This is a genomic window from Sinobaca sp. H24 (genome assembly GCF_023845525.1).
This window is the reverse complement of sequence record NZ_JALBWT010000011.1, coordinates 57,670-83,308: the sequence shown is the minus strand read 5'-3', so window position 1 is coordinate 83,308 and position 25,639 is coordinate 57,670. Positions and strand designations below refer to the sequence as shown.

Sequence of the window (25,639 nt, the reverse complement as noted above, 5' to 3'; positions counted from 1 at the left end):
GGAGATGAATGTATGACCGACTCGAAATTTTTACGTGGTACGATGATATTAACGATGGCAACGTTCGCCTCAAAAATTCTAGGCATGATATATGTTTTCCCTTTTGTAGCAATGGTGGGCCAGCAGGGGCTGGCTCTTTACCAATACGGTTACCAGCCCTATGTGATTCTGCTCAGTATGGCCACTCTCGGTGTGCCGATGGCCGTTTCAAAATTCGTTTCCAAATATAATGCGATGGGAGACTATAAAACGGGCCAGCGCCTGTTGAAAACCGGTATTCTGTTTATGAGTATTACCGGCTTACTTGCATTTCTGGTATTATTCTCCATGGCACCCGTCATTTCCGGATGGATTATTAGTGATCCAAGCGATCTGGATGGGAACTCCCTGATAGATGTTACGTTTGTTATCCGGATGGTCAGTGTTGCATTGATCATTATACCGGCGATGGCAGTAATCCGCGGCTATTTCCAGGGCAATCAGTCTATGGGGCCTACAGCTGTTTCCCAGGTTCTTGAGCAGTTGATCCGTATCGTATTTATTCTCAGCATGGCATATTCTGTTCTTTACATAATGGATGGAGACCTTGGTACAGCAGTAGGATTTGCTACATTCGGCGCTTTTGTCGGCGGTCTTGGAGGACTGGCTGTATTACTATTTTATTGGAAGAAAAGAAAGCATTTTATTGATCAGCAGGTAAATGAAAGCACGGTCGATCACAACCTGCCGCTATCTAATATGTACAAAGAGCTTATTATGTACGCCCTTCCATTCTCATTTGTTGGGCTGGCTATTCCGCTGTTCCAGCTCGTGGATTTATTTACATTTAACAATGCGCTTACCGCTTCCGGCTATACGCTCGGAGAAGCAGAAACGATGTACGGCGTGTTTTCCGGTTCGGCACACCGCCTGATTCTGATTCCGGTAGCTATTGCAACAGCGATGAGCGTTACGTTGATTCCTGCAATTACCAAGTCATTTACGAGTCAGAATGATGAAGTCCTGCAGAACCAGATTACACAGGCTTTCCAAATTATTATCTTTTTGGCTGTACCGGCATCTGCCGGATTAATGCTGTTGTCATATCCTACATTTGCGCTTTTGTTCGGCTTAAATGATATTGAAGTCGGCGGATATATTCTGCGCTATTATGCGCCGGTAGCCATTCTGTTTTCCCTGTTTTCTGTGAGTGCGGCGATGCTGCAGGGCATTAACCAGCAGCGCTTTGCTGTGCTTTCGCTTATAGTGGGAATTCTAATAAAATTGATTTTAACGTACCCGCTTTTAATTGCACTCGGTTCCATGGGAGCTATCATCAGTACGTTCCTCGGGTTTACCGCAGCTATTATCTTCAATCTGGTAATTATTGCGAAGTACGCTGATTTTGATTTTCGTCCTTTAATCAAACGGACCATTTTAATTACTGCCGTTACGATTGTGATGAGTCTTGGGGTGATTATCGTTAAAGAAGGAGCAGAGCAGCTGTTCCCGCTCGTTTCCTGGATGAATGCACTTCTTATAGAACTATTTGCAATGGTCACAGGCATCCTTCTTTACTTCATTATTACGGTGAAAATCGGCCTGGCCGGAAAGGTTCTCGGAGACCGGTTTTCTATTCTTAAAAAATAAATGCTTTCTGCGTAAAGGCAGCGATGCATAGTGCATGCTATACTCTAAAAAGAAAGGCTTCTGAGGTGAATAATCAACGTGCAAAAATATAAAAATTACGACTGGTGGATGATCGGGGCTGCTTTTGCACTCGCCATTTTTGGGCTGGTTATGATCTACAGCGCCAGTTTCCCGCTTGCTATTGATCTATATGATAATCCTGCGCACTTTTTTCAAAGACAGCTTATCTTTTTTATTCTGGGAACCCTGATGTTTATCTTTTTTATGCATTTTCCTTTCCGGCGTTTCCAGGTATTTATTCCTTTTTTGATGCTGATATCGATTGTATCGCTTACTCTGGTACTGATAATCGGCAATGAAGTAAATGGAGCGACAAGCTGGTTCAATATAGGGCCGTTTACGGTTCAGCCTGCTGAATTTGTTAAAATAGCGGTGATTATATACTTAGCATACGTATATTCAAAAAAACAAACGTATATCAATCGATTAGTGACGGGCGTTCTGCCTCCGCTTGTTATGATTGTTGTCATTTTTGCTTTAATTGCCCTTCAGCCTGATATAGGAACGGCCGCATCTATTATTATGACTACCGGGGTTATCGTGTACCTATCAGGTGCTAAGATAAGTCATATTGCCGGTCTTGGAGCGGTGGCAGCTGTTGTAATTGGTATTCTGGCCGCAATTGAGCCGTACCGGGTGCAGCGTCTGACCGCATTCCGCGATCCTTTTGAAGTCGCAGAGGCTGCGAGCGGAAGCGGCTATCAGCTTATCCAATCGTATATTGCTTTTGCCCACGGCGGTTTGTTCGGCACAGGGCTTGGGCAGAGCGTACAGAAAATGCACTTTCTGCCGGAACCGCATACAGATTTTATTCTGGCCGTGGTGGCGGAAGAACTCGGTATTTTTGGGATTGGTTTCATACTGTTGTGTCTCGGAATAATAGCCTGGAGAGGCTCATTAATTGGCATTCGCAACCGCAGCCAGTTTGGTACGCTGCTTGCTTTCGGAATTGTTTTTCAGCTTTTAAGCCAGGCGGTCATTAATGCCGGCGCTGCTACAGGATTAATGCCAATTACAGGGCTTACCTTTCCGCTGATGAGCTATGGCGGATCCTCGCTTCTGGTAACAATGATTCTGCTAGGTATTCTAGCTAATATTTCTAAATATACATCGTTGGACCGTAAAAAGTCCGCCCAGGAATCGAGCGCTATCTAGATTGTTATAGGTAGCGTTTTTCCTTTTTACTTTTATAATACGAAGGAGAATTATCTATGTTAATAATCGGATTTGGAAAACTTGCAAAAATGATAATCAATGCCCATCCGGATAAGCCGCTCCCTGTCTATAACAGAACAAAACAGCACGTAGATGAAAATAGTAATGCGTATTATATACCACCGGTTTCGTTTCCAGAGTATACAAATGTTATTATTGCGCTTCCAGAAGAAGCCGCTCTATCTTTTTTGGAAGAAAATATTCATACATTTCCTGAACATGCTGCAGTTTATATTACGTCAACTTCTATCCGGAGAGAAGACATTCAAACGCTTTATCCCGGCTATACGATAGTGCCGGCAAAATTTGCCGGACACGCCCTTCAGGCCGACCTGGAAAAAAACGGTGGAACTTTCGTCGTGCCGGAAAGCTTTCCGACAGAAAAAACCTATTTCGAAAAATGGCTTCAAGGTTCTTTTAACGTAATACACGGAGAAGAAACAGAAGTCCTCGAAGCGAACCAGACAGCAGTGGAGGAGACGGTAGACCTTATTTTAAAGCTTGAAAAAAAGCTCACAGCCAAAAACATTCCAGAGCCGGTAAGAACGGCCGTCCTGCAGCAGATTCCGGCCGGGGTTATACATGCACATATTCGCGGTGAACATGGAGGCTTTGTAAAGAAAATCTGGAAGCAGAAGGAGGAGCAGAATGAGAATTGATAAACTTCTGGCCCATACGGGATACGGTACGAGAACGGAAGTGAAAAAGCTTGTAAAGCAGGGTGCTGTAGAAGCGGACGGAAAAAAGATAAAAAGTTTTTCTGCACAGGTAAATCCAGATAAAGACATGATAACGGTAAAAGGGGAGCCGGTGGAGTACAGGGAATTCGTATATCTGATGATGAACAAGCCGCAGGGTGTAATTTCGGCAACAGAAGACGATATGCATGAAACAGTCGTAAATATATTGGAGTGGGACGACCTGGTACGCCGCCCTTTTCCAGTGGGACGGCTCGATAAAGATACGGAAGGGCTGTTGATTCTGACCAATGACGGTAAGTTTGCCCACGGTATTACATCTCCGAAAAAACACGTGGCTAAAGTATATGAAGCCGTGCTGGACGAGAACGTGACAGAAGAAGACAAAAAGGCATTTACGCAAGGTATCGTTCTTGATGATGGATATGAGACAAAGCCTGCTGTTCTCGAGGAAGTCGATGAGGCGGAGAAGCTGGTGCATATAACGATCTCGGAAGGGAAATTTCATCAGGTGAAAAGAATGTGCCACGCTGTCGGTAAGGAAGTGCTGTTTTTAAAAAGAATTCAAATTGGCAGCATTTCGCTGGATCCTAAGCTGAAGCCTGGAGAATACAGGGATTTACGTGAGGAAGAAATAGAAGAGCTGCAGAATTCCTGACAGACAGCAACCCTCCGGCTGCAGACCGGAGGGTTGTGTGCTTTACAATCAGCATAGGATGAAACAGCTTTCAGCATATCAGGATGCTTTTACGCGCTTTCGGGTAGTTGCCCACTTTCCTCTTGAAGGACTGTGAACAAGGTCATTAAACTCCAAAACGTTCAAGTCTCTTTGAATCGTCCGCTGTGTGATTCCGAACTCGTCAACCAATTCTGTCGTTGTCACTGTCCCCTTCTGTTTGATATAAATATAGATGGACTTTACTCGCGTGATCATACGGTCGGTTGAAGTTCTCAAAAAACCACTCCTTATCCATGATTTATAAAGCACGTTGTAGAGGGAAGCTGCTTTATGTAATAGGTCAATGGGTTCTGGGTCTGATGGTATAACTAGAGTGTATTGAGTAGACAGCTGATAATATATTTTACAAAAAAACAGCACCCTTTACTCTCTTATTGTACAATAATTCCGAAGGTTTTCCAATTTTCTAAAAAAAACTCCATATAATCTTAATATATGGAGTCTTTTTACCTATTATTTATTCAAACTCAAATAGATCCGTGCTCAAATAGCGCTCTCCTGTATCGCAGGCAATAGCAATCACTATTTCATCCGGCGAAAGGGTTTTAGCCTTTTCTAAAGCAGTATAACAGGCGGCGCCGGAAGAAGGTCCCACCAGGATCCCTTCTTCTTTGGCCAGCCGTCTTGTGATATGATAAGCATTTTCATCGGTTACTGTATCAATCCGGCTGTATACCTGCTGATTGAGTATTGGAGGGATAAAGCCGGGGCTTGTACCAACGAGCTTGTGCGGACCAGGTTTCCCTCCTGAAAGCACCGGGGAGCCGAAGGGCTCCACGACGAGCACGTCAAGATCAGGATAGAATTCTTTTAATTTTTCGCCGGTACCTGTAATCGTGCCGCCAGTACCGGATGCAGCTACAAACGAGGCGAGCGGCCTGCCTATTTCTTCAACGGCTGCTTTAATCTCCAGCGCGGTGGTCAGCCGGTGGGCCTCCGGATTAGCTTCGTTTCAAACTGCATCGGCATATAGGCATGGGAATTTCTTTAAACCAGTTCGTGAGCACGTTCAATCGCTCCGGGCATTTTTTTATCTCCCGGCGTCAGCTCTACCTTTGCTCCATAAGCTTTGAGCAGATTAATCCGTTCGAGCGACATCGTATCAGGCATAACTAAAATAGATTGATACCCGCGGGCGGATGCGGTCATCGCAAGCCGATACCAGTATTACCTGAGGTTGGCTCAATAATAACAGTGTCTTTGTGAATCAGGCCCTGCTCTTCTGCTGTTTTAATCATATTTAAAGCAGCGCGGTCCTTTACGCTGCCGCTTGGATTCTGATATTCAAGTTTTAAATAAACATCAGCGCCGCCGGATTCGGGCAGTCTGTTTAATTTAACTAGTGCGTGTTTCCTACTAATTCTGATACATTGTTTACAACAAGCATGCAATCCCTGCTTTCTGCGCATTTTATCAAGACTTCAACAGAATTTTACCATATCGTAAAGAGGTGTCCCACTATATGGCTTTATTTCGCCTGATTCTACATATTGCTGTTCTATTTCTATTTTATGGTGCGGGCTCTCTGCTTCAGCAGTGGCTCAATCTGCCGGTGCCGGGAAGCATACTTGGAATGATTTTATTATTTATGGCCATTTTTCAGCTCGCCTGTTGGATCCACGCTGGATTCAGGAAGGAACCGCTCTTGTGCTCCGGAACATGCCGCTGATTTTTCTCGGTGACGGTCGGCATTATGCAGTATTATTCACTTTTTACGGATCGGGTATATGGCTTGTAGGCATTACGCTTGTGAGTACTTTTATCGTCATGGCGCTGGCAGGCGTAACGGCGCAGCAGTTGATGGGAGGAAGCAGAAACATGAATAATGTGATCACTGCTGTATTAATGATTATGCTGACGGTAGGAATGTATATAGCTGCAAAGCAGCTGTACAAACGTTTTCCCTCTCCGTTCACGCTTCCTGTCCTGATTGGAACGCTGCTTATTATCGGAGTGCTGGAGGCGGGAAACATCGCCTATCCTGTTTACATGGAGGGAGGCCGGTGGATCGAATATTTTTTGGGACCGGCTGTTGTTTCTCTGGCCTACCCGCTGTATAGTCAACGGAAATTACTAAGGCGCTATTTCATTCCTATTCTCTGCAGCTCAGCTGTCGGTGCAGCAGCAGGGACTGCCTCAGGATGGGGTCTTTCCATATTAGTTACAAATGAACAGGAACTTCTTGCTTCTGTTCTGCCGAAATCCGTCACGGCGCCTATTGCGATGAGCGTAGCTGAGTCCCTGGATGGGATAGCCGCTCTTGCGGCAGTATTTGTAATGATAGCTGGAATCGGCGGGTGATGATGGCACCTTACATTATTAAATGGTTTCGTATTACCCACCCCTTTGCGAGAGGAATGGCAATGGGAAGCGGAGCTCACGCTATTGGAACCGCAAAAGCACTTGAAAATAGTGAAGAAGAAGGAGCAGCCAGTTCAGTTGCGATGACCGTCAGTGCAATTATTGTTTCGATCATCGCTCCTCTGCTGGCATTCTCGTTTTTAAATAAGAAGGCCTGAGATTGTGTATACTATATAGTAAGAGAGGAGAGCGTTTATGGCCCAGCTTTTAAAAGCTATCTGACTATGCATCACGGTATGAGCTTGATATGTACCATTATTCCAGCCAGTTTTCCAGATTTAAACAGGAACGCTGGAAGAAAATGAAAGCAGCCTGGCTTGAAGCCAACACCTCTTCTATCAATGAACCTCTGGAAGAACCGGAACCGGTGGAAGAAGAATGGTTTAAAGCGAAGAGAATTTTTTCAGAAGAACGATTCTGAAAAAACACCGCCGTACGACTATAGAAGCTGCTGCGCCTGAAAAGAACCCGCCGGAGCAGGATATTCTTGCGTTTTACCGGGGGAAAACAAAAGAACAGCTTATTGAAGCGTTTTACGAAGAGCTGTTTCAATCACAGCTGCGGTGGGCAAGTACGTCTTTGCTGGAGGAATCAACCATTGCTCCATCCCTTCGTTATAACCAGCATTTAAAATATTTCCTAAGAGAATGCCGGACAATTTTTTGTGTTATTCCGTCCGGTGTTTCATATAAAAAGTGCGCCTGTAGAACTGGATATTATTGTGATAACTCCGACAGAAATTATCTGCATGTTTCTATTGGAAGGAAAAATGAACAGCGTATTTGATACATCAACAGGAAGATTTTGGAATGAATATGCAGAAGGCACCATTACCAAAACCCTTAATCCTGCTATTCCTATGCAGCGAATGACGAGCATGGCTGCAACTATTATGGAAGCAGACGGCATTGAACTCCCGATCAAAAAAGAAATAATTGCCCCCGGTTCGATTATCGACCGGAAGGGGTATGCAGGAGCAGCTGAATTAATAGATAAACAGACGCTTCCCGCCTGGCTGGAAGCAAAAAAAAGAAATCCGTCTCCTGTGAAGCGCGCCCAAATACAGGCGGCAGAAGCTCTTTTTAAGCATACGCTTACTCAATCACGCATGAAAAATCGGCCGCCCTCTGATCAGTAAAAGAGGACGGCCGATTTAACACATTTATGGGAACACAATCGTTTTATTCTGGTTAACGAGAACTTTATCTTCAATGTGCCATTTTACTGCACGGGCAAGAGCGAGCTTCTCTGCGTTTCTGCCTGCTACTTTTAATTCTTTTACGGCATAACGGTGGTTGACGCGCAGAACGTCCTGCTCGATGATCGGCCCTTCGTCCAGATCATTTGTTACATAATGGGCTGTGGCCCAATCAATTTAACGCCACGGTCAATGCTTTCTGATATGGGTTGGCGCCGATAAAAGCCGGAAGAAAGAATGATGGATATTGATTATTTTATTTTCAAGCGATTCGACGAATGACTCGCTTAGAATCTGCATATACCGTGCAAGAACGACAACATCAACACGGTGGGAAGCAATTAATCTTAATGCTTCAGACTCCGCAGACTGTTTATTCTTTTTATCAACAGGTATATGATAAAAAGAAATACCATAGCTTTCTGCCACATCTTTCATCGTTTCATGGTTGCTGATAATGAGGGGATTTCTGCATCGAGTTCCCCGGAACGCCAGCGCCATAGAAGCTCGAGAAGGCAGTGATCTTCTTTTGATACGAAATGATTCTCTTTTTTATTTGTGCATCTTCGAGGCGCCAGTCCATTGAAAGAAGCGGCGACTGTAGAGAAAGCGTCCCGAAGCTCCTGTACAGAAGCCTGCTGGTTTGTATCAAGCTCAATACGCATGAAAAAACATGCCGTTCTCCGGATCGGTTGTATATTGGTCGACTGTACGATATTAGCGCCCTGTTTAAAAAAAAAATCGGATACGGCCGCTACAATACCGGGCTGGTCGGCGCAGGAAATAAGAAGCCTTGCTCTATGCTGAGATGATTTACTCATAAATATCCTCCTGTTTGCTGGAACTGCATTTTTATAATGGAACGGATAATACTATATCACTCTTTCTATAGAAAAAAAAGATTATCACACGAGGAGCGAAAGACGATGAATTCATCCGCTGCGACAGAAAGCAGAACGATTAAAGCCTTCATGAATAACCTGCAGACTGTAACAATAATTCATACGGCAGATATTAATATGGAAGCGCTGTATATAGTCCGGGTCATGAAGAAGAAAAGCTGCAAATAGAAAACATGAAAATAATGGAGGATAGAACGGTTCTTCACATGACAGAAGAACTGGAATCAGGTGTAAGATACCGGATTTTATCGGATGAGGAAGACCTTGACATTATTATAGAAATCGGAGAAAGTCCGCGTTCCCCCGAATTTGAAGAGAAATATTACTACGATGGCAATGATCTCGGAGCCGTCTGCGAGAACAGCAGAACAAACTTTGCAGTCTGGACCCCTGTAGCAGAGGAGGCGTACGTTCTTTTAGTAGATACGGCCAACACCGATATTGTATTGGAACGACTGCCGATGAAACGTACCGAAAAAGGGGTTTACCGATTTTCCACGATACGGTCTCTACATGAAGCGGCTTATCAATATGAAGTGCTGATTAACGGGGACTATCATCAGACTGCAGATCCTTACGCAGTCTCGTCAACGGTCAACGGTCACGCTTCCGTTGTCATAGATACACAAAAGCTGGGCCTTGGAAAACCTGTGTCACTTCCCGCTTTTTCCAGCCCGGTGGATGCCGTTATTTATGAAGTGCATATGAGAGATTTTAGTGCCCATTACAAGAGCGGTATGTACCAGAAAGGGAAATTCGGGGCATGGACCAAAATGGGAAAAAAACAGAGAAGCCGTCTCTCCCGGTTTAACCTATATTAAAGATCTGGGAGCTACACATGTACAAATTCTGCCGCTTCAGGATTTTGGCAGTGTAGACGAAACAGAATACCCTCCCGCCTACAACTGGGGTTATGATCCGATTCACCACTTTGTACCAGAAGGAAGCTATGCAGGCGATCCGCTCGATCCAACAGCAAAAGTGAAAGAATGCTGGCAGTTTATTAACCACCTTCATGCCCACGGCCTACGGCTTGTGCTGGACGTCGTATACAATCATTTTTACAATGCAGAGACGTCTCCACTGTCTATACTGGTACCCGGCTATTTTTTCCGCTTTACCGATTCGGGAGAGTTATCAAATGGAACTGGTGTTGGGAACGACACTGCTTCGGAACGGGGAATGATGAGAAAGTATATACTGGACAGCTTAAAGCATTGGATGGATTTTTATCATGTAGACGGTTTTCGGTTTGACCTTATGGGAATTCATGATATCGAAACGATCCGCCTGGCAGAAGAACTGGTATCCGAACGTAAGAAAGACAGTCTGTTTTACGGGGAAGGATGGGATCTGGATACGAGCCTTCCTCCGGAGCAGAGAGCTACACTCGATCATGCCGGCGAGCTCCCGGCTGTTGGTTTTTTCAATGACGGTGTCAGGGATTTTTCCAAAGGCAGCCACATGGACCTGGCAAACCCGGGATTTGTAAACGGAGGAGGAGAAAATGCCGCAGAACTTCCTTTTTTATCTAAGCGGCTCTGTACTGGAAGAAATGGAGCAGGGTCCCTTGTTTGAATCGCCGCAGCAGTCCATTAATTATGTGGAATGCCATGATAACTACGCTGTGGGATAGCTCGTGGCAGACCAGGCCGGAAATGGAAACAGAAGACATTAAACGGATGCACAGGCTTGCTTCTTCTATCGTCGTTCTTTCGCAGGGAGTGCCTTTTCTCCATGCAGGACAGGAGTTCTACCGGACAAAGCATGAGGTGGAAAACAGCTACAAATCGCCGATATGGATCAATCAGCTGGACTGGGAACAGAAGAACCGCAATGCAGAATCTATAAATTATATTAAAAACCTGCTGGAGATCCGAAAAAAAAATGCAGTGCTTCGTCTGGACAGTAAGGAAGCAGTCCGAAGTGCTTTTGAAGTACTGTCGACAGAGAATGGCTGTACAGCGGTGAAGTGGGAAAATGAAGTGGAAGAGCTGCAGCTGTTTTTTAATGCTTTCCGCTTGAACAGACGCTTCCGCTGAATGAAGAGAAAACGTTTCATATGATCGTTGACGGAGATATAGCTTCTTTGATACCATTAAGAACGATTCGCTCTAATGAGATAACGATACCGCCGTTGAGCACCGTTGTTCTTGTTGCGCAAGTATAAAAAGGCCTGTACAGGCGAATAAATAATAAAGGATTCCATTATGAAAACTCAGATGACACAAACAAAACGAGAGTGAATATATTGGAATTTCAATTAGGAGACGGATGGAACGTAAAGCCGGCAGGAGGATCAAGCGGGGAAGCCTACATTGCCTGGATGGGGGAACGGAAAATTTTTCTGAAAAGAAATTCCTCTCCTTTTTAGCTGTTCTTTCTGCAGAAGGGATCGTTCCAAAACTTCTGTGGACAAAGCGCCTGGAAAATGGGGACGTGATTACAGCACAAAAGTGGGTCAACAGCAGGGAACTGCGCGCGAAAGATATGGGCGAGCGGCAGGTGGCAGAGCTTCTTTCAAAATCCATTCTTCGCAGAGCTGCTGGATATGTTTCAGCGTATCGGTAATAAGCCGAGAACACCGGAGCTTATCGTCGAAGAATTAGAGAACTGCTATCATAATCTCGAGGAAAAACATCCGGCTATGGCGGATGCCATCTGTTATTTAAAAGAAGAACTTCAGTACGTATCGCCGGCTAAAAGGTCGTCTGCCATGGAGACATGAATCATAATAACTGGATCGTAAACAGCCGGGGAGATCTATATCTTATCGACTGGGACAGTGCTTCTGTCAGAGATCCGGCCTATGATATCGGCCTGCTTCTTCATGAATATATTCCGGAAAAAGAATGGACAGCATGGCTTGATCATTACGGACTATCGTTAACAGAAACCCTTAAAACAAAGATGAACTGGTACGTTGTGTCCCATGCTTTGCAGCAGGCGCTGGAGCATCAGCGCAAAAATGACCTGCTGACGGCTTCCCAATGGATCACTTATTTACAAACAGCTTCTTTTAAAACTACCGCAGAAAAAAGCGGGAACAATAATGATACCTATGCCTCTCTGGCTCTCAGAGAGGCATATTTTCCAGAATCATACATAAGGAGGAACTACAATGAAACCAGGTGTGATTTGTTTAGGCGAAGCTTTAATTGATTTTATTCCAACAGACAGTTCCAACTCCCAGTTTATTAAAAGCCCTGGCGGGGCTCCGGCCAATGTAGCAGTCGGCCTGGCAAAAATGGGGATCGATTCCTATTTTGCCGGCAAGCTTGGAGAGGACGTAATGGGAAGGTTTTTATTTGATACGCTTCAAGGCTTTGGTGTTAAAACAGAGATGATCTCTTTTACAACAGAAACAAAAACAGGCGTCGTGTTTGTAACCAACAGCAGTAATGGAGAACGAGCTTTTGATTTTTACATTAATCCGGCTGCAGATCAACTGCTCGAAGAAGCAGACATTAAAGAAGATCTATTTGAAAAAGCTTCTGTCCTGCATTACGGTTCTATCTCATTAATAGGAGAAAGCACCCGCCGTGCCACCTATAAAGCAGTAAATACTGCCAGGGAAAAGCAGATGCTTCTTTCTTTTGATCCCAACTCCGTCCGGCCCTGTGGCCGTCGATAGAAGAAGCTGTTGAACAGATTAAGGAGATGCTTCCAAAAGCAGATATTGTTAAAGTATCAGAAGAAGAGCTGGAGCTTATCAGTGGTGAAGCAGATGAGGACAGTGCGCTTCAACAGATGCAGAAATATAATATTCCCGTTCTTATTATTACGAAAGGGGAGCTGGGCAGTACCCTTATCGTGGGAAAAGAAAAGTGGGACGTTCCTGTCGAAAAGGTAGATGCGGTAGACACTACGGGGGCGGGAGATGCCTATGTTTCCGGCCTGCTGAGTGCCATCATTGAAAAAGGACAGCCAATCCAACATCTTTCAAAGGAAGAATGGATGGATATTGCCCGTGCAGCAAGTGTGTCGGGAGGACTGGCCGCTTCTGTGAAAGGGGCTATGGCCGCTCTCCCTTTGAGAGAAGACGTCAACAGACTAAAATAAATAAACAAGGAGTATTATGCTATGAGATTACGTTATAAGCCATGGGCTTCGGACTATATTAACGAAAATAAAAATATGTAAAGCTCGGCGAAGATGCGCCTGCAGGCCAATGGAAAAAAGAATTTGGAAACGAGCGGCCGATTCATGTGGAAGTAGGGACCGGAAAGGGTAAGTTTCTAAATGATATGAGCCTGGCAAACCCCGATATCTCCTACATCGGCGTTGAGGTTTACGACAGTGTGCTTGTAACCGGTGTGCAGCGTGCAGTTGAGGAAGAACCGGATAATTTATGCTTTATCAACGGCGATGTTTTTTTTCTGGATCAGATGTTTGCGGAAAACGAAGTAGATCAGCTGTATATTAATTTCACGGATCCATGGCCTAAAAAAAGACATGAGAAACGAAGGCTAACTTATTCATTGTTTTTAGAACTATATAAGAAAGTTCTCAAACCGGACGGTATGATTCAGTTTAAAACGGATAATCAGGGGCTGTTTGAGTATTCGCTGGAAAGCATGAGCCAATTTGGCATGAAATTTGAGACGGTGAGACTGGATCTGCATCAAAGTGAAGAAGCAGAAGGAAAATTATGACAGAATATGAAGCCAAATTTGCCGAAAAGGGACAGCCGATTTACATGCTGCGCGCCCGTTTTCAATAGATAAGAGGGGCTCCGGCCTCTCTTTAATGATATACTAAATAATGTTAGCGATTACATAAATAGAAAGGAGACTTCCGCATGGACACACTTCGTATTGGGGATTACACACTGAGATGGCTTCGTGGAGGCGTAACCCATCTGGATGGCGGGGCTATGTTCGGAGTTGTTCCGAAAGCATTATGGTCAAAGAAATATCCCGTTAATGAAAACAACCAGATTGAATTAAGGTCAGATCCTATTTTAATTCAAGGACATGGAAAGAATATTCTGCTGGAAGCTGGACTGGGAAACAGCAGATTTAATGAAAAACAAATGAAAAATCTAGGTATTACAGAAGAATCCTTTGTAGAAGAAGATCTAAAATCACTCGGGCTGCAGCCGGAGGACATTGATGACGTATTAATGACCCATATGCATTTTGACCACTGCGCAGGGCTGGTGAAATGGGAGAACGAACAGGAAGTTCCGGTTTTTGCTGAAGCATCAGTTCATATTTCACGAAAAGAGTGGGAGGAGCTTACAAATCCCAATATCCGTTCCAAAAGTACGTATTGGAAACAAAACTGGAAGCCAATTGAGCATCAGGTAAAACTTTTTGATACGGAACTGGAACTTCTGCCCGGCCTGAAACTGCAATGGACAGGGGGACACAGTGCAGGAATCAGTCTGCTTACGATTGAACAGGAAGATAATATGCTGATTCATATGGCCGATAATATGGGCACCCATGCCCACCAGAATGTACTGTGGGTCATGGCTTATGATGACTATCCTATGGATTCCATTGCCGTCAAACAAAAATATATGGATATAGGCTACAATAACGAAGCATGGTTTACTTTTTATCACGACTATAAGTACCGGGCAATTCAATACGACAGCAGCGGCCAGCCAAAACAAACAATAGAAAAGAGCAATTAAAGCCCTGCTGTATTTTCTACGCTTTTATTTATATTATTTTAGGCTAGCAATAACCTACCATCACGATTGTATGAATAAAATATTCTATTAACCCGCTAAAACAGCCAAATGGCTGTTTTTTTTGTGATTTAATGACCAATTTTGAAGGAAAATGAATGATATTAAAAAATAATTGCCTATTTATGATTTATTTTGATTGATTTTGAATGAAAGTGATGTTATTATCTTTTTAAGAGATCATTAATTCATGCAGAGGATTAAAAAGTAAACGCTTACTTTTTGAAAATTGCATACAAGAGGGGGAGAGAAGTTGCTGCATGCTCAAAGGAAAGAAGCCATCATTCAGGAATTAAAACTCAAAGAAGTCGTGTCGATTCAGGATCTCGTTGATAAAACCGGGGCATCCGAGTCCACGATAAGAAGAGATTTAAATGATCTTGAATCGGATAATTTCATTAAGCGGGTTCACGGCGGCGCTTCTTTATCCCGTCAGAAAATATATGAGCCTACTATTGCAGAAAAAGAAGCTGCAAACCAGCCGGAAAAATATAAAATTGCCGAATGGGCAGCTTCCATGGTGAAAGAAAAAGAAAGTATATTTCTGGATGCCGGCACAACAACACTTGCACTCATTCCTTTTTTAGAAGACAAACAGGTAACGGTTGTAACAAACGGGATCACCCATGTACCGCTGCTTTTACAGCATAACATTCCAACGTATGTGACCGGTGGCCGTGCCAAGCCGGGCACGGCAGCCCTGGCAGGAGAAAAGGCAGCTTCCACGCTTAAGGAATTCCGCTTTGATACAGCTTTTGTCGGTATTAACGGCATTCATCCTTACTATGGATATTCCACACCGGATCCCGATGAAGCCCTTGTCAAACATACAGCCATCTCTTATTCGACGAGAGCCGTGATCATTGCTGACCATTCAAAAATTTACGATGTCTCTTTTGCAAACGTAGGAAAACTCTCAGACGCCCAGATTGTCACCAGCAGCTATGCCAATAAAGATCAGCTCAGAAAAATTCAGCAGGAAACCAGAGTAAAGGTAGTGGAGATATGATTTATACCGTAACGCTTAATCCAGCAGTTGATTATGTCATCGAAGTTCCTCATTTTAAAGAAGGAAGCGTAAACCGGACGAGCCGTGAATGGAAATATCCTGGCGGCAAGGGGATTAACGTATCCAGGGTGCTTCAGAGAATGGGAGCCGAGAGCAGAGCGCTTGGTTTTGTCGGTGGATTCACCGGCGGATACATTGAGAGCACTTTGTCAAAAGAAAGTATTACCTCCTCTTTTATTCAAGTAGAGGGTGATACCCGGATTAATATTAAAATCAGCGGGGATACAGAATCTGAAATCAACGGTGCTTCGCCGGAGATTTCAGCAGAAAATATAAAGGAACTTGAAGACCAGCTCTCCGGATTAACCTCCGAAGACAGTGTCGTTCTCGCGGGAAGCGTTCCTGCGAGCCTGCCGAAAACGATTTATAAAGAAATGATCCGCCTGTTAAAAGAAAAAAATATTACCTGTTACCTGGATACGAGCGGAGAAGCCCTGAAAGAAGCATTAAAAGCAGGACCTGATTTTGTGAAGCCGAACCATCATGAACTGGCGGAGCTGTATAACGCGGAAGTAGAAACGATGGAGCAGGCTGTGCATTACGGCAGCAGGCTTCGGGAAGATTTCGGCGTAAGCCATGTCGTTATTTCGATGGCGGGAGAAGGCGCACTGTATTTACATGATGGCGGCCGGATGGTCGCAAAGGTGCCTTCGAGAAAACCGCTTAATTCAGTAGGTGCCGGCGATTCTCTTGTAGCTGGATTTATTTATGAACACCAGAAGCAGCAGAGTACGCCGGAAGATATTATTTCCTTTGCGGTGGCAACTGGAAGTGCTACTGCGTTTTCAGAAACGTTCTGCACAAAAGAACAGGTGGAAGAGCTGCTGGGGCAGATGGAGTGTACAAGGTTATAACATATAGTAATTTGGAGGGGTGAATGGTTATGAAAATTACAGAACTGTTAAAGAAAGACACGATTATTCTTGATCTGCGGTCTACGGAAAAAAACGGCGTCATTGACGAGTTAGTGCAAAAGCTTGATGATGCAGGGCGTCTGAGCGATAAGGATCGTTACCGTGAAGCTATTTTGACGAGAGAAAATGAAAGCACGACCGGAATCGGTGAAGGAATTGCTATACCGCACGCGAAGACAAGTGCGGTGCAGACACCTTCCATCGCTTTTGGGCGCTCAAAAGGCGGAACAGATTATGAATCACTAGACGGCCAGCCGGCGCATTTAGTATTTATGATTGCTGCCAGTGAAGGCGCAAATGAAAGCCATCTGCAGACACTTTCCAGGCTTTCCACCCTGTTAATGGATGAAGGCTTCCGCGAAACGCTGCTTCAGGCCTCCAGCGAAGAAGAAATTCTGGAAGCGGTAGATCAGAAAGAAAAAGAAAAGCTTGGAGAAGATGAAGCAGAGCAGACAGCCCAGGCTTCACCTGCTGGAGGTGCGGCAGATGCCGGCACACCGACATATCTTGCGGTAACTGCCTGCCCTACAGGTATTGCCCATACGTACATGGCAGCTGACTCCCTGAAAGCGAAAGCCAAAGAAATGGACATGCGTCTGAAAGTGGAAACGAATGGTTCGGACGGCGTGAAAAACCGTCTGACCGATGAAGATATAGCCAATGCCGATGCGATTATCGTCGCAGCTGATACAAAAGTAGAAATGGACCGCTTTGATGGGAAGCCTGTTATTTCCGTACCGGTAGCAGACGGTATCCGTAAGCCGGAACAGCTGCTCAACCGCGCGAAACAAAAAGACGCTTCCATTCACAGAGCGTCCGGATCGGATACTAAATCAGAGAATACCGGCGAAAAACGGGGCGTGATTAACACAATTTACCGCCATTTAATGAACGGTGTATCGAATATGCTTCCATTTGTTGTCGGTGGTGGTATATTAATCGCCATTTCCTTCTTATGGGGCATCGAGCCGGAAAACACTTTCGCTGTAGCTCTTAACGCCATCGGCGGACAGTTTGCCTTTGGACTCTTTATTGCCGTACTGGCCGGATTTATCGCAATGAGCATTGCCGATCGTCCAGGTTTTGCGCCTGGTATGATAGCCGGTTTAATGGCCACGCAAGGAGTCGGGGAAGATCCGGTTACAGCTGGCTTTCTTGGAGGACTAATTGCTGGTTTCCTTGCAGGTTATATGGCACTTGGTATTAAAAAAGCTCTCGCAGGACTTCCAAGAATCTTCGACGGAATCAAAACGATTTTGTTCTACCCGGTTTTAAACATTATGATTACCGGTTTAATTATGTACTTTATTATTATCCCGCCGGTAGCTACCCTGAATATTTTCCTTCAGGACTGGCTCGGAGGACTTGGTACAGGAAATATCATTCTGCTTGGTATTCTGTTAGGCGGTATGATGGCAGTCGATATGGGTGGTCCAATTAACAAAGCAGCCTTTACATTTGGTATCGCCATGATCACAGCAGGCAACTTCGCACCGCACGCAGCCGTAATGGCCGGCGGTATGGTTCCGCCAATCGGAATCGCGCTTGCTACTACATTCTTTAAAAACCGTTTCACAAAAGAGCAGAGAGATGCTGGTGTTTCCAACTATCTAATGGGCGGCTTCTTTATCACAGAAGGAGCTATTCCATTCGCTGCAGCAGACCCGGCCCGGGTTATTCCGGCCGCAGTAATTGGCTCGGCTACAGCGGGCGGCCTGGCAATGTTCTTTAATTCAGAACTTCTGGCTCCCCACGGCGGATTTATCGTATTCTTCCTGAACGCTGTGCAGGGCGGCGGCCCATGGCTGTATGCATTATCGATCCTGATCGGCTCTGTTGTCACTATGCTTCTGCTAGCGATTCTCAAAAAACCTATCCGCGCATAAAAAAGAAAGAGTTCCCGAATGGGAGCTCTTTTTTTGTATGAAAAAATCCTCCACTGCACAAAAACCGTACAGGGAGGATACATCTGTTTTAAGAAGAAAGCTCAAGAATGGTGCCTGTTTTGGCATCCACAATAAAGTCCATCTGGCTTGTTCTGCCTTCTTTGGTGCTGGAAAGGCCGCCACGGTAAACCCGGTATTCCAGCTGGTCTTTTTTGTAGTTCTCCGGAGTCATATGAATCCAGGAGCCGTTAATGGAAATGTGATCCTTCACGTTTTCCTTAACCTTTTTCAAGGCTTTTTCGGGCGAGATTTGGTCCTTTGCAGTGCATTCACTTAGAGCATAGCCGGCTACAATTCCAACGCCGACCCCAACTAGAATATCGCTTGTTTTCATTATTCAAACCTGCCTTTCCATTTCTCGTTTCCACTTATTATATCGTATGGAATGATTTTTTCCAATGTCTATATATTCCCAAGGTAGATAAAAAGTTAAACCTTCGGTAAAATAAAACCAAATCGTTTGAGTCACGAAAGGAGTACAACATGAATCAGGAAACTATGGATATGTTTAAAATACTTACGGAACTCCCTGGAGCGCCGGGATTTGAACATCAGGTGAGAGACTATATGAGAACCGAGCTTGCTAAATACAGCGAGGAAGTTATTCAGGATAATCTGGGGAGCGTTTTCGGCGTAAAAACAGGAAATCCAGACGGTCCTAAAGTGATGGTAGCCGGACACATGGACGAAGTAGGCTTCATGGTGAAATCCATAAATGACAAAGGAATGATTAATTTTCAGACGCTGGGCGGCTGGTGGAGCCAGGTGCTTTTGGCACAGCGGGTGCAGATTATAACAGATAACGGGCCTGTCACCGGGGTTATTGGTTCGACACCGCCTCACCTGCTCGAGGAGTCGCAGCGTTCCAAGCCAATGCCTTTGAAAAGTATGTACATAGATATTGGCGCAGATGATAAAGAAGACGCCGCCCAAATCGGGATCCGTCCCGGCCAGCCGATTCTGCCGATCTGCCCATTCACGCCTATGGCTAATCCAAAGAAAATTATGGCCAAAGCATGGGACAACCGCTACGGAGCAGGCTTGTCTATTGAGCTTTTGAAAGAACTGCAGCATGCTGAACTGCCTAACCGGCTGTATTCCGGAGCTACGGTACAGGAAGAAGCAGGGCTGCGCGGAGCGGCCACCGCTTCGCAGATGATCAAGCCGGATGTGTTTTATGCTTTGGATGCAAGTCCGGCCAACGATGCGACCGGTGGAAAAGATGCATTTGGACATCTTGGAAAAGGAGCCCTCCTGCGTTTATTTGATCGGACGATGATTACACACCGAGGCATGCGTGATTTTGTTTTGGATACCGCAGAATCAAATAACATTCCCTACCAGTTTTTTATGTCGCAGGGAGGAACAGATGCAGGACGGGTGCATACATCAAATGAAGGAGTGCCTTCAGCAGTCATTGGTATCTGCTCTCGTTATATTCATACGGCAGCCTCGATTATGCACGTAGACGATTATGCAGCAGCTAAGGAACTGATCGTGAAACTGGTTCAGAATACCGATCAGTCAACCCTGGACAGCATTAGGAGCCAGGTATAATTGAACACGTCTCCATTAATTACAGTCGGGTCTTTAAACGAAACAAAAATCAATGCCGTTCGTTCTGTGTATTCCGAAGCTTTTCATATAATAGGAAAACCCGTGGAGGTAACAATCAGCGGGCAGCCGATGAGCGATCAGGAAACAAGGCAAGGAGCGATAGAACGGGCCCGGGCCTGCTCAGATGTAGGGAATTGGGGAATTGGCCTGGAGGGCGGCATTATGCTGGTCGACGGCACATTGTATTTATGCAGCTGGGGCGCTCTCGCTGATGAAAGCCGGGTATATACAGCTTCCGGAGCGAGACTGGCTCTGCCTGATGGATTTCTCGTCCCCCTTCGGGAAGGAAAAGAACTTAAAGACATTATGGATGATTATACTTCCCGGAGCGGAGTCAGTCATCAAGAAGGAGCTGTCGGCGTGTTTACCAACGGGATGATCTCGAGAACGTCCATGTTTTCCCACATTGTTCAGCTGCTGGAAGGGCAGAGACAGTATTTCAGCCATAAGTAAGAAAAAGAACGCTTCTCCGCTATGGGAGAAGCGTTCTCAGGCTGTCGAGAAAGTTTTCTTTCTCGGCAGTTTTTTTGTGGGCAAGCAGCTGGAATGGTCGTATACTGAAAAGAAAAGGGGCGATCCTAAGATGCTTGGCAAAGCCAAAAACCATCGACGCGATCAAGTGACTGTTTCTGTAGAAGAACTGGTGCCCGCTGATCACTTTCTCCGCACCATTGATACGATGATTGATTTTCAGTTTATTGAAGAAAAACTGGCTGCCTATTATTCGCCGACCATCGGTCGGCCCTCCATTCCACCGATCACGTTGTTTAAAATGATGTTTATCGGCTATTTTTATGGCATTCGTTCGGAACGGCAATTGGAAAAAGAGCTTCAGACCAACGTCGCCTATCGTTGGTTTCTTGGTCTTTCTCTGACGGATCGCATTCCAGATCATTCCACGATCAGCTGGAACCGTCAGACCCGGTTTCTGGATACCACCGTATTTGAAGATATTTTTAATGCCATTGTTCATCAAGCAGAGGGCCATGGATTGGTGGACGGTCGGATTTTAGTGAGTGACTCCACCCATGTCAAAGCGAATGCCAATAAAAACAAATTTCTACGTAAAGCCAAATCCCCCAAAGTTCCTGCCTATCTAGCAGAACTGGAAGCCGAAGTGCAAGCCGATCGGGAAAAAGAAGGAAAAAAGCGCTCGGACCCCGGAAGGAGAGGAAGCCCGCCGACCCAGCGATGACCCGAATCAGTCGGACTGATCCGGATAGTGGATTCATGATGCGAGATGGCAAACCGCAGGGATTTTTCTACCTCGACCACCGGACGGTGGACGCCAAATATAATATCATTACCGATACCTATATCACGCCCGGTAACGTCCACGATGCGGATCCGTATCTGGACCGACTGGAGGTGCAGCGGGCTACGTTTGATTTCCCGGTAGAGGCGGTGGCGCTCGACGCCGGCTATTTTACAGGCTATTTGTGCAAAAAGCTCGAAGAGCAGGGAATTTATGCGGTGATGGGATACCGTCGCTACGGAAAAAGCCGCCGGTACCTGCCGAAACGGAAGTTTCGATACATCGCGTCCAAAAAAGCCTATGTATGCCCGATGGGCTGTATGTTGACCTACCGCCTTACCGATCGGGAAGGATATCGTCAGTATCGTTCCCGCCCGCAGGACTGTCAGGGCTGTCCGATGCGGGAGACTTGTTTTTCGCCTGCCGCTTCCTCCCGGTTAATTAGCCGACTTATATGGGAGGATGGGAAAGACCGGGCGCGAGCAAGAAAACGAACGAAGACAGGAAAAGCCTTGTACCATTTACGCAGCCAGACCATCGAACGGAGCTTTGGCGATGCCAAAGAGCTCCACGGTTTTCGGTACACGCGGTATCGCGGGCACCCGTCTGTCCAAGCGCAGGCCCATCTCACCGCTGCCTGTCAAAACATGAAAAAAATCGCCCTCTATCTCGCCAAACGGTCGGCTTAGAGGACGATTTTTTGCGAAAGAAGTGAAAAAAACGTGGATCGAACGATCCACGGGAAAAAACAACCTTGTTTCTTTCATTTCTCAACAACCTGAGAACGCTTCTCCGCTATGGGAGAAGCGTTCTTTGCTGCTTAATCAAACACATAAGCCAAAGCCTGGAGCGCCTGCTCTGGTGTTTCCACCACCGCATTTGCTTTATTTGCCAGTTCTTTTACAGGATGATGCAGTTCTTTTGGCCGAATAATGATAAGCGGTTTCTGCATGGTCAAGGCGGCACTTGCATCCATAGCAGTGTTCCACTGTTTATACTGTTCTCCAAACAATGCAACAACGACATCGGCTTTCTGCATTAACAGCTGTGTCCGCAGATTATTAAAGCTCGAAGCTGCTTCATCTTTTGCGATAGAGTTTGGCTGTTTTCCTAAAATTTCTTCGCCAATATTATCAGAGCGCTCGTGATTTTCCATTGGTCTGGAAAAGGTGAGCGGAAGGTTTTTATCTTCTGCTTTCTCCCGAAAGTCCTCTCTCCAGTTGTCATGTATCTGGCCGGCTAGATATACGTTTAGCTGCATAAATGATCCCTCCTTCTGTCTCTCCCTATTCATAGCCTTTTTCGCTTTACATAAAACCTGCTTGTAATCCGGAGAATGGATTATTATAATAGAGAAGTTGAAGAAAAGTAAATGACAGGAGGCTCTTAGATGAAGTCCTTTTTTTTGCGTAAGGGTGTAAATATATCTGTAAAGACATACGGCGTGACGGCGCTCAGCTATATGGCTTTAGGTTTATTTTCTTCCCTTATTATCGGTTTAATTATTCAAACAGTTGGTGAACAGGTGAACTGGCCCTTTTTTATAGATATGGGTACTCTTGCCATGGGACTGATGGGCCCTGCTATAGGAGCAGCCATAGCATATGGCTTGAAAGCACCGCCGCTCGTTTTATTTTCGGCGGTAGTGACAGGAGCAGCCGGGGCAGAGCTTGGCGGCCCGGCTGGAGCCTTTATTGCCGCCCTGCTGTCTATTGAGCTTGGTAAGCTCGTTTCTAAAGAAACAAAGCTCGATATTATTGTAACGCCATTTGTAACTATTGCGTCTGGATTTACAGTGGCTTCGTTTGTAGGACCCGTCCTGCAGAGCGCACTTGTTTCCTTCGGCGAGTTGATTATGTGGGCAACAGCCCAGCAGCCGTTTATAATGGGAATACTCGTTGCGGTACTCATGGGACTGGCGCTCACCGCGCCGATATCAAGCGCAGCTATAGCCATCATGCTCGGGCTGGAAGGAATAGCAGCCGGAGCGGCTACCGTAGGATGTGCCGCCCAGATGGCAGGGTTTGCCGTAAGCAGCTATAGGGAAAACGGAGTAAGCGGTCTGGCAGCTCTTGGAATCGGAACCTCTATGCTGCAGGTCCCCAATATTATTAAAAACCCTTTAATACTTATTCCGCCTACAGTGGCAGGGGCTGTGTTTGCTCCATTATCAACGATGGTTTTTTTAATGGAAAACAACGCAGCCGGTGCAGGGATGGGTACAAGTGGTCTGGTTGGTCCTATTATGACGCTTGAGAGTATGGGCTGGACCTGGGGGATTGTCGGTCTTATTTTTCTTCTGCAGATCGCAGGACCGGCCGTCATCAGTCTCAGCCTCTCTGAGTGGATGCGGAAACGAAATTGGATTAAACTAGGGGATATGAAAATAGATCAAGGATAAAAAAAGGAGTGTCAGCCATATGAAGAATATACACACTAGAGAAGAATGGAATGAAGCGATCAAAGAAGAAGCCGCAGTTATTATGTTCTCTGCCGGCTGGTGCCCGGACTGCCGCGTCATTGAACCGGAGCTTCCTGCTATTGAAGAAGAGTATTCTTCCTTTACTTTTTATCATCTGGACAGAGATGAGCTTATTGAGATCTGCCAGGAGCAGGGTGTTATGGGAATTCCAAGTTTTCTAACGTTTTCAAAGGGCAGTGAACTCCATCGTTTTGTAAGCAGGGATAGAAAAACACCGGAAGAAATTAAGCAGTTTCTTGATGAATCATTAAAAGAAAAGGCGTAAAATAATAAGATAAACGGCGCTATCTACAGCAGGTTCTGTGAAGCGCCGTTTGCATGTAACCAGGTCAGGAGGCCGTTAATATGGAAATTAATGAATTGAAATCAATACTCGAAAAAGAGCTGGCCGGCAAAAACCGTGTCATGTCATACGATGAAGAAACCACTACACTCCGGGTAGATCATACAACGATTAAAAAAGGGGTGGAGCTTGATCTGAATAAATGGCTGGCAAAACACGGGGAAAAGGCGGAGGAATCGGTAGAGGATGCAGTCCGTTTTATTACCGTTTCATTGGAAGCAATGGAAAAAGACATTAAGATTAAAGGACGCGAAGCCTATATTTATCCGGTTATCCGCTCCACCTCCTTCCCAACGGAAAAAGGCAGCGGACAGAAATTGTTAACATCCGATCATACGGCAGAAACAAGGGTTTACTATGCTCTTGATATGGGAGAGGCCTATACGCTGCTTGATAAAGATGCTCTGGCAGCGGAAGGTTTGTCGGAACAGACAATTAAAGAAGCGGCGCTGTTTAATCTGCGCTCGCTTGATGTATCCTACAAAACAGAAACGGTTGCGGGAAATACTTTTTATTTCGTTAATGCAAAAGACGGGTATGATGCAAGCCGGATCTTAAACGAGAAGCTTCTTGAAGAAATGGATGCTAAAACATCCGGAGAGCTTGCTGTAGCTGTTCCGCATCAGGACAGCCTCATATTCGCCGATATTCAAAACCAGCAGGGCTTTGATGTGCTCGGCCAGATTGTTTTCCGCTTTTTCCACGATGGCAAAGTTCCGGTAACCGCTCTTTCCTTCACGTACGCTGATGGTAAACTAGAACCTGTGTTTATACTGGCAAAGAAGAAGCCGGACCGTAATTAAAGGCTCATTTTTCAGCAGACCTGTGGTACAATATGGTACGAATGTGCAGAAAAAGGAGAGCTTATAATCATGAACGTTTTTTATAACAAGCAGGGTATTGGAGATACACTATTAGTCTCTTTAAAAGAAATTGCGAAAGAAAAAAGAAAAACAGAAGTACACGGCAATGTAGCGAGGCTTTACCACGAACAAACAAAGGAAACGACCGGTTATACAATCTTTTCAGCTTCTTCCTATGGAACGGTTCACGGAGAGGGAATGCTCGCAGTGGATGAAGCGCTGGTGGCGTTAATCCAGAAAGCACTCGATGAAAACGGAGTGAAAGAAACGGTAGCAGTGCCGGCTGAACCTTCTTTTGTAGTAGGGTATCTTGAGGAGATTGAAAAGCATCCGGATGCAGATAAGCTGAACGTATGTCAGGTTAATATCGGCAGCGGAACTACGCAGATTGTCTGCGGAGCTTCCAATATAGAAGAAGGCCAGAAAGTACCCGTTGCGCTTCCAGGTGCCTATATGCCGACTGGAATGAAAATAAAAAAATCAAAACTCCGCGGTGTGGCTTCCAACGGAATGATTTGTTCTGCAAAAGAACTTGTCCTGCCTTCCCACCTTCAAAAAGAGGGAATTTATATCCTAAATGAAGAATATACGACCGGAGAAGACTTTTTATCCCAATACCACGCAAAAAAAAGTGAAAAATAATGAAT

30 protein-coding genes and 4 pseudogenes are annotated in these 25,639 nt (G+C 45.3%); 29 read left to right on the top strand and 5 right to left on the bottom strand.

The genetic code is table 11. From position 1 onward, the window contains the following. The first annotated feature begins 12 nt into the window (after nt 1–12). The 4 genes from MMY81_RS15505 to MMY81_RS15490 all read left to right on the top strand — a co-directional run bounded on the left by MMY81_RS15505 (nt 13) and on the right by MMY81_RS15490 (nt 4,260). Nucleotides 13–1,629, top strand: coding sequence for a putative polysaccharide biosynthesis protein (locus MMY81_RS15505; protein WP_252313593.1), 1,617 nt, complete (start codon nt 13–15; stop codon nt 1,627–1,629). A gap of 78 nt (nt 1,630–1,707) precedes the next feature. Continuing rightward, nucleotides 1,708–2,844, top strand: coding sequence for a putative lipid II flippase FtsW (gene ftsW, locus MMY81_RS15500; RefSeq protein ID WP_252313592.1), 1,137 nt, complete (start codon nt 1,708–1,710; stop codon nt 2,842–2,844). 56 nt (nt 2,845–2,900) lie between these two features. Beyond that, entirely contained in the window at nt 2,901–3,563 is a 663-nt protein-coding gene (locus MMY81_RS15495) for a hypothetical protein (protein WP_252313591.1), read from the top strand. Further along, nucleotides 3,553–4,260 (top strand): pseudouridine synthase, encoded by a 708-nt coding sequence (locus MMY81_RS15490; RefSeq protein WP_252313590.1) that lies wholly within the window; start codon nt 3,553–3,555, stop codon nt 4,258–4,260. The genes MMY81_RS15495 and MMY81_RS15490 overlap by 11 nt, the downstream gene beginning before the upstream one ends. A gap of 78 nt (nt 4,261–4,338) precedes the next feature. Here the strand turns inward: MMY81_RS15490 and MMY81_RS15485 are convergent, their stop codons facing one another. Next, nucleotides 4,339–4,557, bottom strand: a complete 219-nt coding sequence (locus tag MMY81_RS15485) for a DeoR family transcriptional regulator (protein ID WP_120194455.1) — start codon at nt 4,555–4,557, stop codon at nt 4,339–4,341. A gap of 241 nt (nt 4,558–4,798) precedes the next feature. Next, nucleotides 4,799–5,728: pseudogene (gene cysK / locus MMY81_RS15480) on the bottom strand (cysteine synthase A). Nucleotides 5,729–5,803: 75 nt separating this feature from the next. On the opposite strand from cysK, the gene MMY81_RS35335 reads away from it, so the two are divergent. The 5 genes from MMY81_RS35335 (at nt 5,804) to MMY81_RS15465 (ending at nt 7,840) form a co-directional block, all read left to right on the top strand. Beyond that, on the top strand, nt 5,804–6,010 hold the full coding sequence (locus tag MMY81_RS35335; protein WP_374562057.1) for a CidA/LrgA family protein: 207 nt from the start codon (nt 5,804–5,806) through the stop codon (nt 6,008–6,010). After that, nucleotides 5,953–6,642, top strand: coding sequence for an LrgB family protein (locus tag MMY81_RS15475; RefSeq protein WP_374562055.1), 690 nt, complete (start codon nt 5,953–5,955; stop codon nt 6,640–6,642). The genes MMY81_RS35335 and MMY81_RS15475 overlap by 58 nt, the downstream gene beginning before the upstream one ends. Then, complete coding sequence (locus MMY81_RS35330) at nt 6,642–6,860, top strand: LrgB family protein (protein WP_374562090.1); 219 nt, start codon at nt 6,642–6,644, stop codon at nt 6,858–6,860. The genes MMY81_RS15475 and MMY81_RS35330 overlap by 1 nt, the downstream gene beginning before the upstream one ends. Nucleotides 6,861–6,949: 89 nt before the next feature. Then, nucleotides 6,950–7,123: a hypothetical protein gene (locus tag MMY81_RS15470; RefSeq protein ID WP_252313589.1), complete on the top strand. Its 174-nt coding sequence runs from the start codon at nt 6,950–6,952 to the stop codon at nt 7,121–7,123. 243 nt (nt 7,124–7,366) lie between these two features. Continuing rightward, nucleotides 7,367–7,840, top strand: a complete 474-nt coding sequence (locus tag MMY81_RS15465) for a hypothetical protein (RefSeq protein WP_252313588.1) — start codon at nt 7,367–7,369, stop codon at nt 7,838–7,840. A 24-nt stretch (nt 7,841–7,864) separates the two neighbouring features. On the opposite strand, the pseudogene purU reads toward MMY81_RS15465, so the two are convergent. After that, nucleotides 7,865–8,721, bottom strand: a pseudogene (gene purU, locus MMY81_RS15460) (formyltetrahydrofolate deformylase). Nucleotides 8,722–8,826: 105 nt separating this feature from the next. Between purU and MMY81_RS15455 the strand changes: the two are divergent. The 13 genes and pseudogenes from MMY81_RS15455 to MMY81_RS15395 all read left to right on the top strand — a co-directional run bounded on the left by MMY81_RS15455 (nt 8,827) and on the right by MMY81_RS15395 (nt 18,372). Continuing rightward, nucleotides 8,827–8,970, top strand: a complete 144-nt coding sequence (locus MMY81_RS15455; protein WP_252313587.1) for a hypothetical protein — start codon at nt 8,827–8,829, stop codon at nt 8,968–8,970. Between the two features lie 5 nt (nt 8,971–8,975). After that, nucleotides 8,976–9,623 carry a hypothetical protein gene (locus MMY81_RS15450; RefSeq protein WP_252313586.1) on the top strand — a complete coding sequence of 216 codons (648 nt, stop codon included), beginning with the start codon at nt 8,976–8,978 and terminating at the stop codon, nt 9,621–9,623. After that, nucleotides 9,520–10,380: an alpha-amylase family protein gene (locus tag MMY81_RS15445; protein WP_252313585.1), complete on the top strand. Its 861-nt coding sequence runs from the start codon at nt 9,520–9,522 to the stop codon at nt 10,378–10,380. The genes MMY81_RS15450 and MMY81_RS15445 overlap by 104 nt, the downstream gene beginning before the upstream one ends. Continuing rightward, complete coding sequence (locus tag MMY81_RS15440) at nt 10,377–10,844, top strand: hypothetical protein (protein ID WP_252313584.1); 468 nt, start codon at nt 10,377–10,379, stop codon at nt 10,842–10,844. Before MMY81_RS15445 ends, MMY81_RS15440 begins: the two co-directional genes overlap by 4 nt. Nucleotides 10,845–11,076: 232 nt before the next feature. Further along, nucleotides 11,077–11,373, top strand: coding sequence for a hypothetical protein (locus MMY81_RS15435; protein ID WP_252313583.1), 297 nt, complete (start codon nt 11,077–11,079; stop codon nt 11,371–11,373). Next, complete coding sequence (locus tag MMY81_RS15430; protein WP_252313582.1) at nt 11,354–11,530, top strand: hypothetical protein; 177 nt, start codon at nt 11,354–11,356, stop codon at nt 11,528–11,530. Before MMY81_RS15435 ends, MMY81_RS15430 begins: the two co-directional genes overlap by 20 nt. Then, a complete protein-coding gene (locus tag MMY81_RS15425) occupies nt 11,527–11,964 on the top strand; it encodes a phosphotransferase family protein (protein WP_252313581.1) in 438 nt (145 codons plus the stop codon). Before MMY81_RS15430 ends, MMY81_RS15425 begins: the two co-directional genes overlap by 4 nt. Then, a pseudogene (locus tag MMY81_RS35325) lies at nt 11,924–12,864 on the top strand (carbohydrate kinase family protein). Before MMY81_RS15425 ends, MMY81_RS35325 begins: the two are co-directional and overlap by 41 nt. A 21-nt stretch (nt 12,865–12,885) precedes the next feature. Continuing rightward, nucleotides 12,886–13,525: pseudogene (trmB, locus tag MMY81_RS15415) on the top strand (tRNA (guanosine(46)-N7)-methyltransferase TrmB). Between the two features lie 78 nt (nt 13,526–13,603). Next, nucleotides 13,604–14,446 (top strand): YtnP family quorum-quenching lactonase, encoded by an 843-nt coding sequence (locus MMY81_RS15410; protein ID WP_252313580.1) that lies wholly within the window; start codon nt 13,604–13,606, stop codon nt 14,444–14,446. 310 nt (nt 14,447–14,756) lie between these two features. Further along, the gene (locus MMY81_RS15405; protein ID WP_252313579.1) at nt 14,757–15,512 is read left to right on the top strand and encodes a DeoR/GlpR family DNA-binding transcription regulator; all 756 of its coding nucleotides are present in this window, start codon (nt 14,757–14,759) and stop codon (nt 15,510–15,512) included. After that, nucleotides 15,509–16,426: a 1-phosphofructokinase gene (pfkB, locus tag MMY81_RS15400; protein ID WP_252313578.1), complete on the top strand. Its 918-nt coding sequence runs from the start codon at nt 15,509–15,511 to the stop codon at nt 16,424–16,426. The genes MMY81_RS15405 and pfkB overlap by 4 nt, the downstream gene beginning before the upstream one ends. Nucleotides 16,427–16,455: 29 nt before the next feature. Next, a complete protein-coding gene (locus MMY81_RS15395; protein ID WP_252313577.1) occupies nt 16,456–18,372 on the top strand; it encodes a PTS fructose transporter subunit IIABC in 1,917 nt (638 codons plus the stop codon). A gap of 88 nt (nt 18,373–18,460) precedes the next feature. On the opposite strand, the gene MMY81_RS15390 is transcribed toward MMY81_RS15395, so the two are convergent. Continuing rightward, nucleotides 18,461–18,766, bottom strand: a complete 306-nt coding sequence (locus MMY81_RS15390; RefSeq protein ID WP_120194363.1) for a PepSY domain-containing protein — start codon at nt 18,764–18,766, stop codon at nt 18,461–18,463. Nucleotides 18,767–18,915: 149 nt separating this feature from the next. Between MMY81_RS15390 and MMY81_RS15385 the strand changes: the two genes are divergently transcribed. The 3 genes from MMY81_RS15385 to MMY81_RS15375 all read left to right on the top strand — a co-directional run bounded on the left by MMY81_RS15385 (nt 18,916) and on the right by MMY81_RS15375 (nt 21,993). Further along, nucleotides 18,916–19,989, top strand: coding sequence for a M42 family metallopeptidase (locus MMY81_RS15385; protein WP_252313576.1), 1,074 nt, complete (start codon nt 18,916–18,918; stop codon nt 19,987–19,989). After that, nucleotides 19,990–20,502 (top strand): DUF84 family protein, encoded by a 513-nt coding sequence (locus MMY81_RS15380; RefSeq protein WP_252313575.1) that lies wholly within the window; start codon nt 19,990–19,992, stop codon nt 20,500–20,502. 130 nt (nt 20,503–20,632) lie between these two features. After that, nucleotides 20,633–21,993 (top strand): IS1182 family transposase gene (locus MMY81_RS15375; protein WP_374562048.1). Its coding sequence is split into 2 segments (ribosomal slippage): nt 20,633–21,211 and nt 21,214–21,993, totalling 1,359 coding nucleotides; the frame shifts between segments, so codons are not numbered across the junction. 131 nt (nt 21,994–22,124) lie between these two features. On the opposite strand, the gene MMY81_RS15370 is transcribed toward MMY81_RS15375, so the two are convergent. Continuing rightward, nucleotides 22,125–22,565 (bottom strand): YtoQ family protein, encoded by a 441-nt coding sequence (locus MMY81_RS15370; protein ID WP_252313573.1) that lies wholly within the window; start codon nt 22,563–22,565, stop codon nt 22,125–22,127. A 129-nt stretch (nt 22,566–22,694) separates the two neighbouring features. Here MMY81_RS15370 and MMY81_RS15365 point away from each other — a divergent pair, with 129 nt between their 5' ends. The 4 genes from MMY81_RS15365 (at nt 22,695) to ytpR (ending at nt 25,634) form a co-directional block, all read left to right on the top strand. Next, nucleotides 22,695–23,705, top strand: a complete 1,011-nt coding sequence (locus MMY81_RS15365) for a PTS sugar transporter subunit IIC (protein WP_252313572.1) — start codon at nt 22,695–22,697, stop codon at nt 23,703–23,705. Between the two features lie 19 nt (nt 23,706–23,724). Continuing rightward, a complete protein-coding gene (locus tag MMY81_RS15360) occupies nt 23,725–24,051 on the top strand; it encodes a thioredoxin family protein (protein ID WP_120194359.1) in 327 nt (108 codons plus the stop codon). 80 nt (nt 24,052–24,131) lie between these two features. Continuing rightward, nucleotides 24,132–24,932: a DUF1444 family protein gene (locus tag MMY81_RS15355; RefSeq protein ID WP_252313571.1), complete on the top strand. Its 801-nt coding sequence runs from the start codon at nt 24,132–24,134 to the stop codon at nt 24,930–24,932. Between the two features lie 69 nt (nt 24,933–25,001). Continuing rightward, the gene (ytpR, locus tag MMY81_RS15350) at nt 25,002–25,634 is read left to right on the top strand and encodes a YtpR family tRNA-binding protein (RefSeq protein WP_252313570.1); all 633 of its coding nucleotides are present in this window, start codon (nt 25,002–25,004) and stop codon (nt 25,632–25,634) included. The last annotated feature ends 5 nt before the right edge of the window (nt 25,635–25,639 follow it).

Coding starts and splice junctions, on each gene's coding strand:
- MMY81_RS15410 (WP_252313580.1), top strand. CDS start 13,604: ATGGACACACTTCGTATTGGGGATTACACACTGAGATGGCTTCGTGGA.
- MMY81_RS15390 (WP_120194363.1), bottom strand. CDS start 18,766: ATGAAAACAAGCGATATTCTAGTTGGGGTCGGCGTTGGAATTGTAGCC.
- MMY81_RS35330 (WP_374562090.1), top strand. CDS start 6,642: ATGATGGCACCTTACATTATTAAATGGTTTCGTATTACCCACCCCTTT.
- MMY81_RS15365 (WP_252313572.1), top strand. CDS start 22,695: ATGAAGTCCTTTTTTTTGCGTAAGGGTGTAAATATATCTGTAAAGACA.
- pfkB (WP_252313578.1), top strand. CDS start 15,509: ATGATTTATACCGTAACGCTTAATCCAGCAGTTGATTATGTCATCGAA.
- MMY81_RS15355 (WP_252313571.1), top strand. CDS start 24,132: ATGGAAATTAATGAATTGAAATCAATACTCGAAAAAGAGCTGGCCGGC.
- MMY81_RS15490 (WP_252313590.1), top strand. CDS start 3,553: ATGAGAATTGATAAACTTCTGGCCCATACGGGATACGGTACGAGAACG.
- MMY81_RS15470 (WP_252313589.1), top strand. CDS start 6,950: ATGTACCATTATTCCAGCCAGTTTTCCAGATTTAAACAGGAACGCTGG.
- MMY81_RS15370 (WP_252313573.1), bottom strand. CDS start 22,565: ATGCAGCTAAACGTATATCTAGCCGGCCAGATACATGACAACTGGAGA.
- MMY81_RS15455 (WP_252313587.1), top strand. CDS start 8,827: ATGAATTCATCCGCTGCGACAGAAAGCAGAACGATTAAAGCCTTCATG.
- MMY81_RS35335 (WP_374562057.1), top strand. CDS start 5,804: ATGGCTTTATTTCGCCTGATTCTACATATTGCTGTTCTATTTCTATTT.
- MMY81_RS15450 (WP_252313586.1), top strand. CDS start 8,976: ATGAAAATAATGGAGGATAGAACGGTTCTTCACATGACAGAAGAACTG.
- ytpR (WP_252313570.1), top strand. CDS start 25,002: ATGAACGTTTTTTATAACAAGCAGGGTATTGGAGATACACTATTAGTC.
- MMY81_RS15360 (WP_120194359.1), top strand. CDS start 23,725: ATGAAGAATATACACACTAGAGAAGAATGGAATGAAGCGATCAAAGAA.
- MMY81_RS15425 (WP_252313581.1), top strand. CDS start 11,527: ATGAATCATAATAACTGGATCGTAAACAGCCGGGGAGATCTATATCTT.
- MMY81_RS15435 (WP_252313583.1), top strand. CDS start 11,077: ATGGAACGTAAAGCCGGCAGGAGGATCAAGCGGGGAAGCCTACATTGC.
- MMY81_RS15430 (WP_252313582.1), top strand. CDS start 11,354: ATGTTTCAGCGTATCGGTAATAAGCCGAGAACACCGGAGCTTATCGTC.
- MMY81_RS15395 (WP_252313577.1), top strand. CDS start 16,456: ATGAAAATTACAGAACTGTTAAAGAAAGACACGATTATTCTTGATCTG.
- MMY81_RS15385 (WP_252313576.1), top strand. CDS start 18,916: ATGAATCAGGAAACTATGGATATGTTTAAAATACTTACGGAACTCCCT.
- MMY81_RS15495 (WP_252313591.1), top strand. CDS start 2,901: ATGTTAATAATCGGATTTGGAAAACTTGCAAAAATGATAATCAATGCC.
- MMY81_RS15505 (WP_252313593.1), top strand. CDS start 13: ATGACCGACTCGAAATTTTTACGTGGTACGATGATATTAACGATGGCA.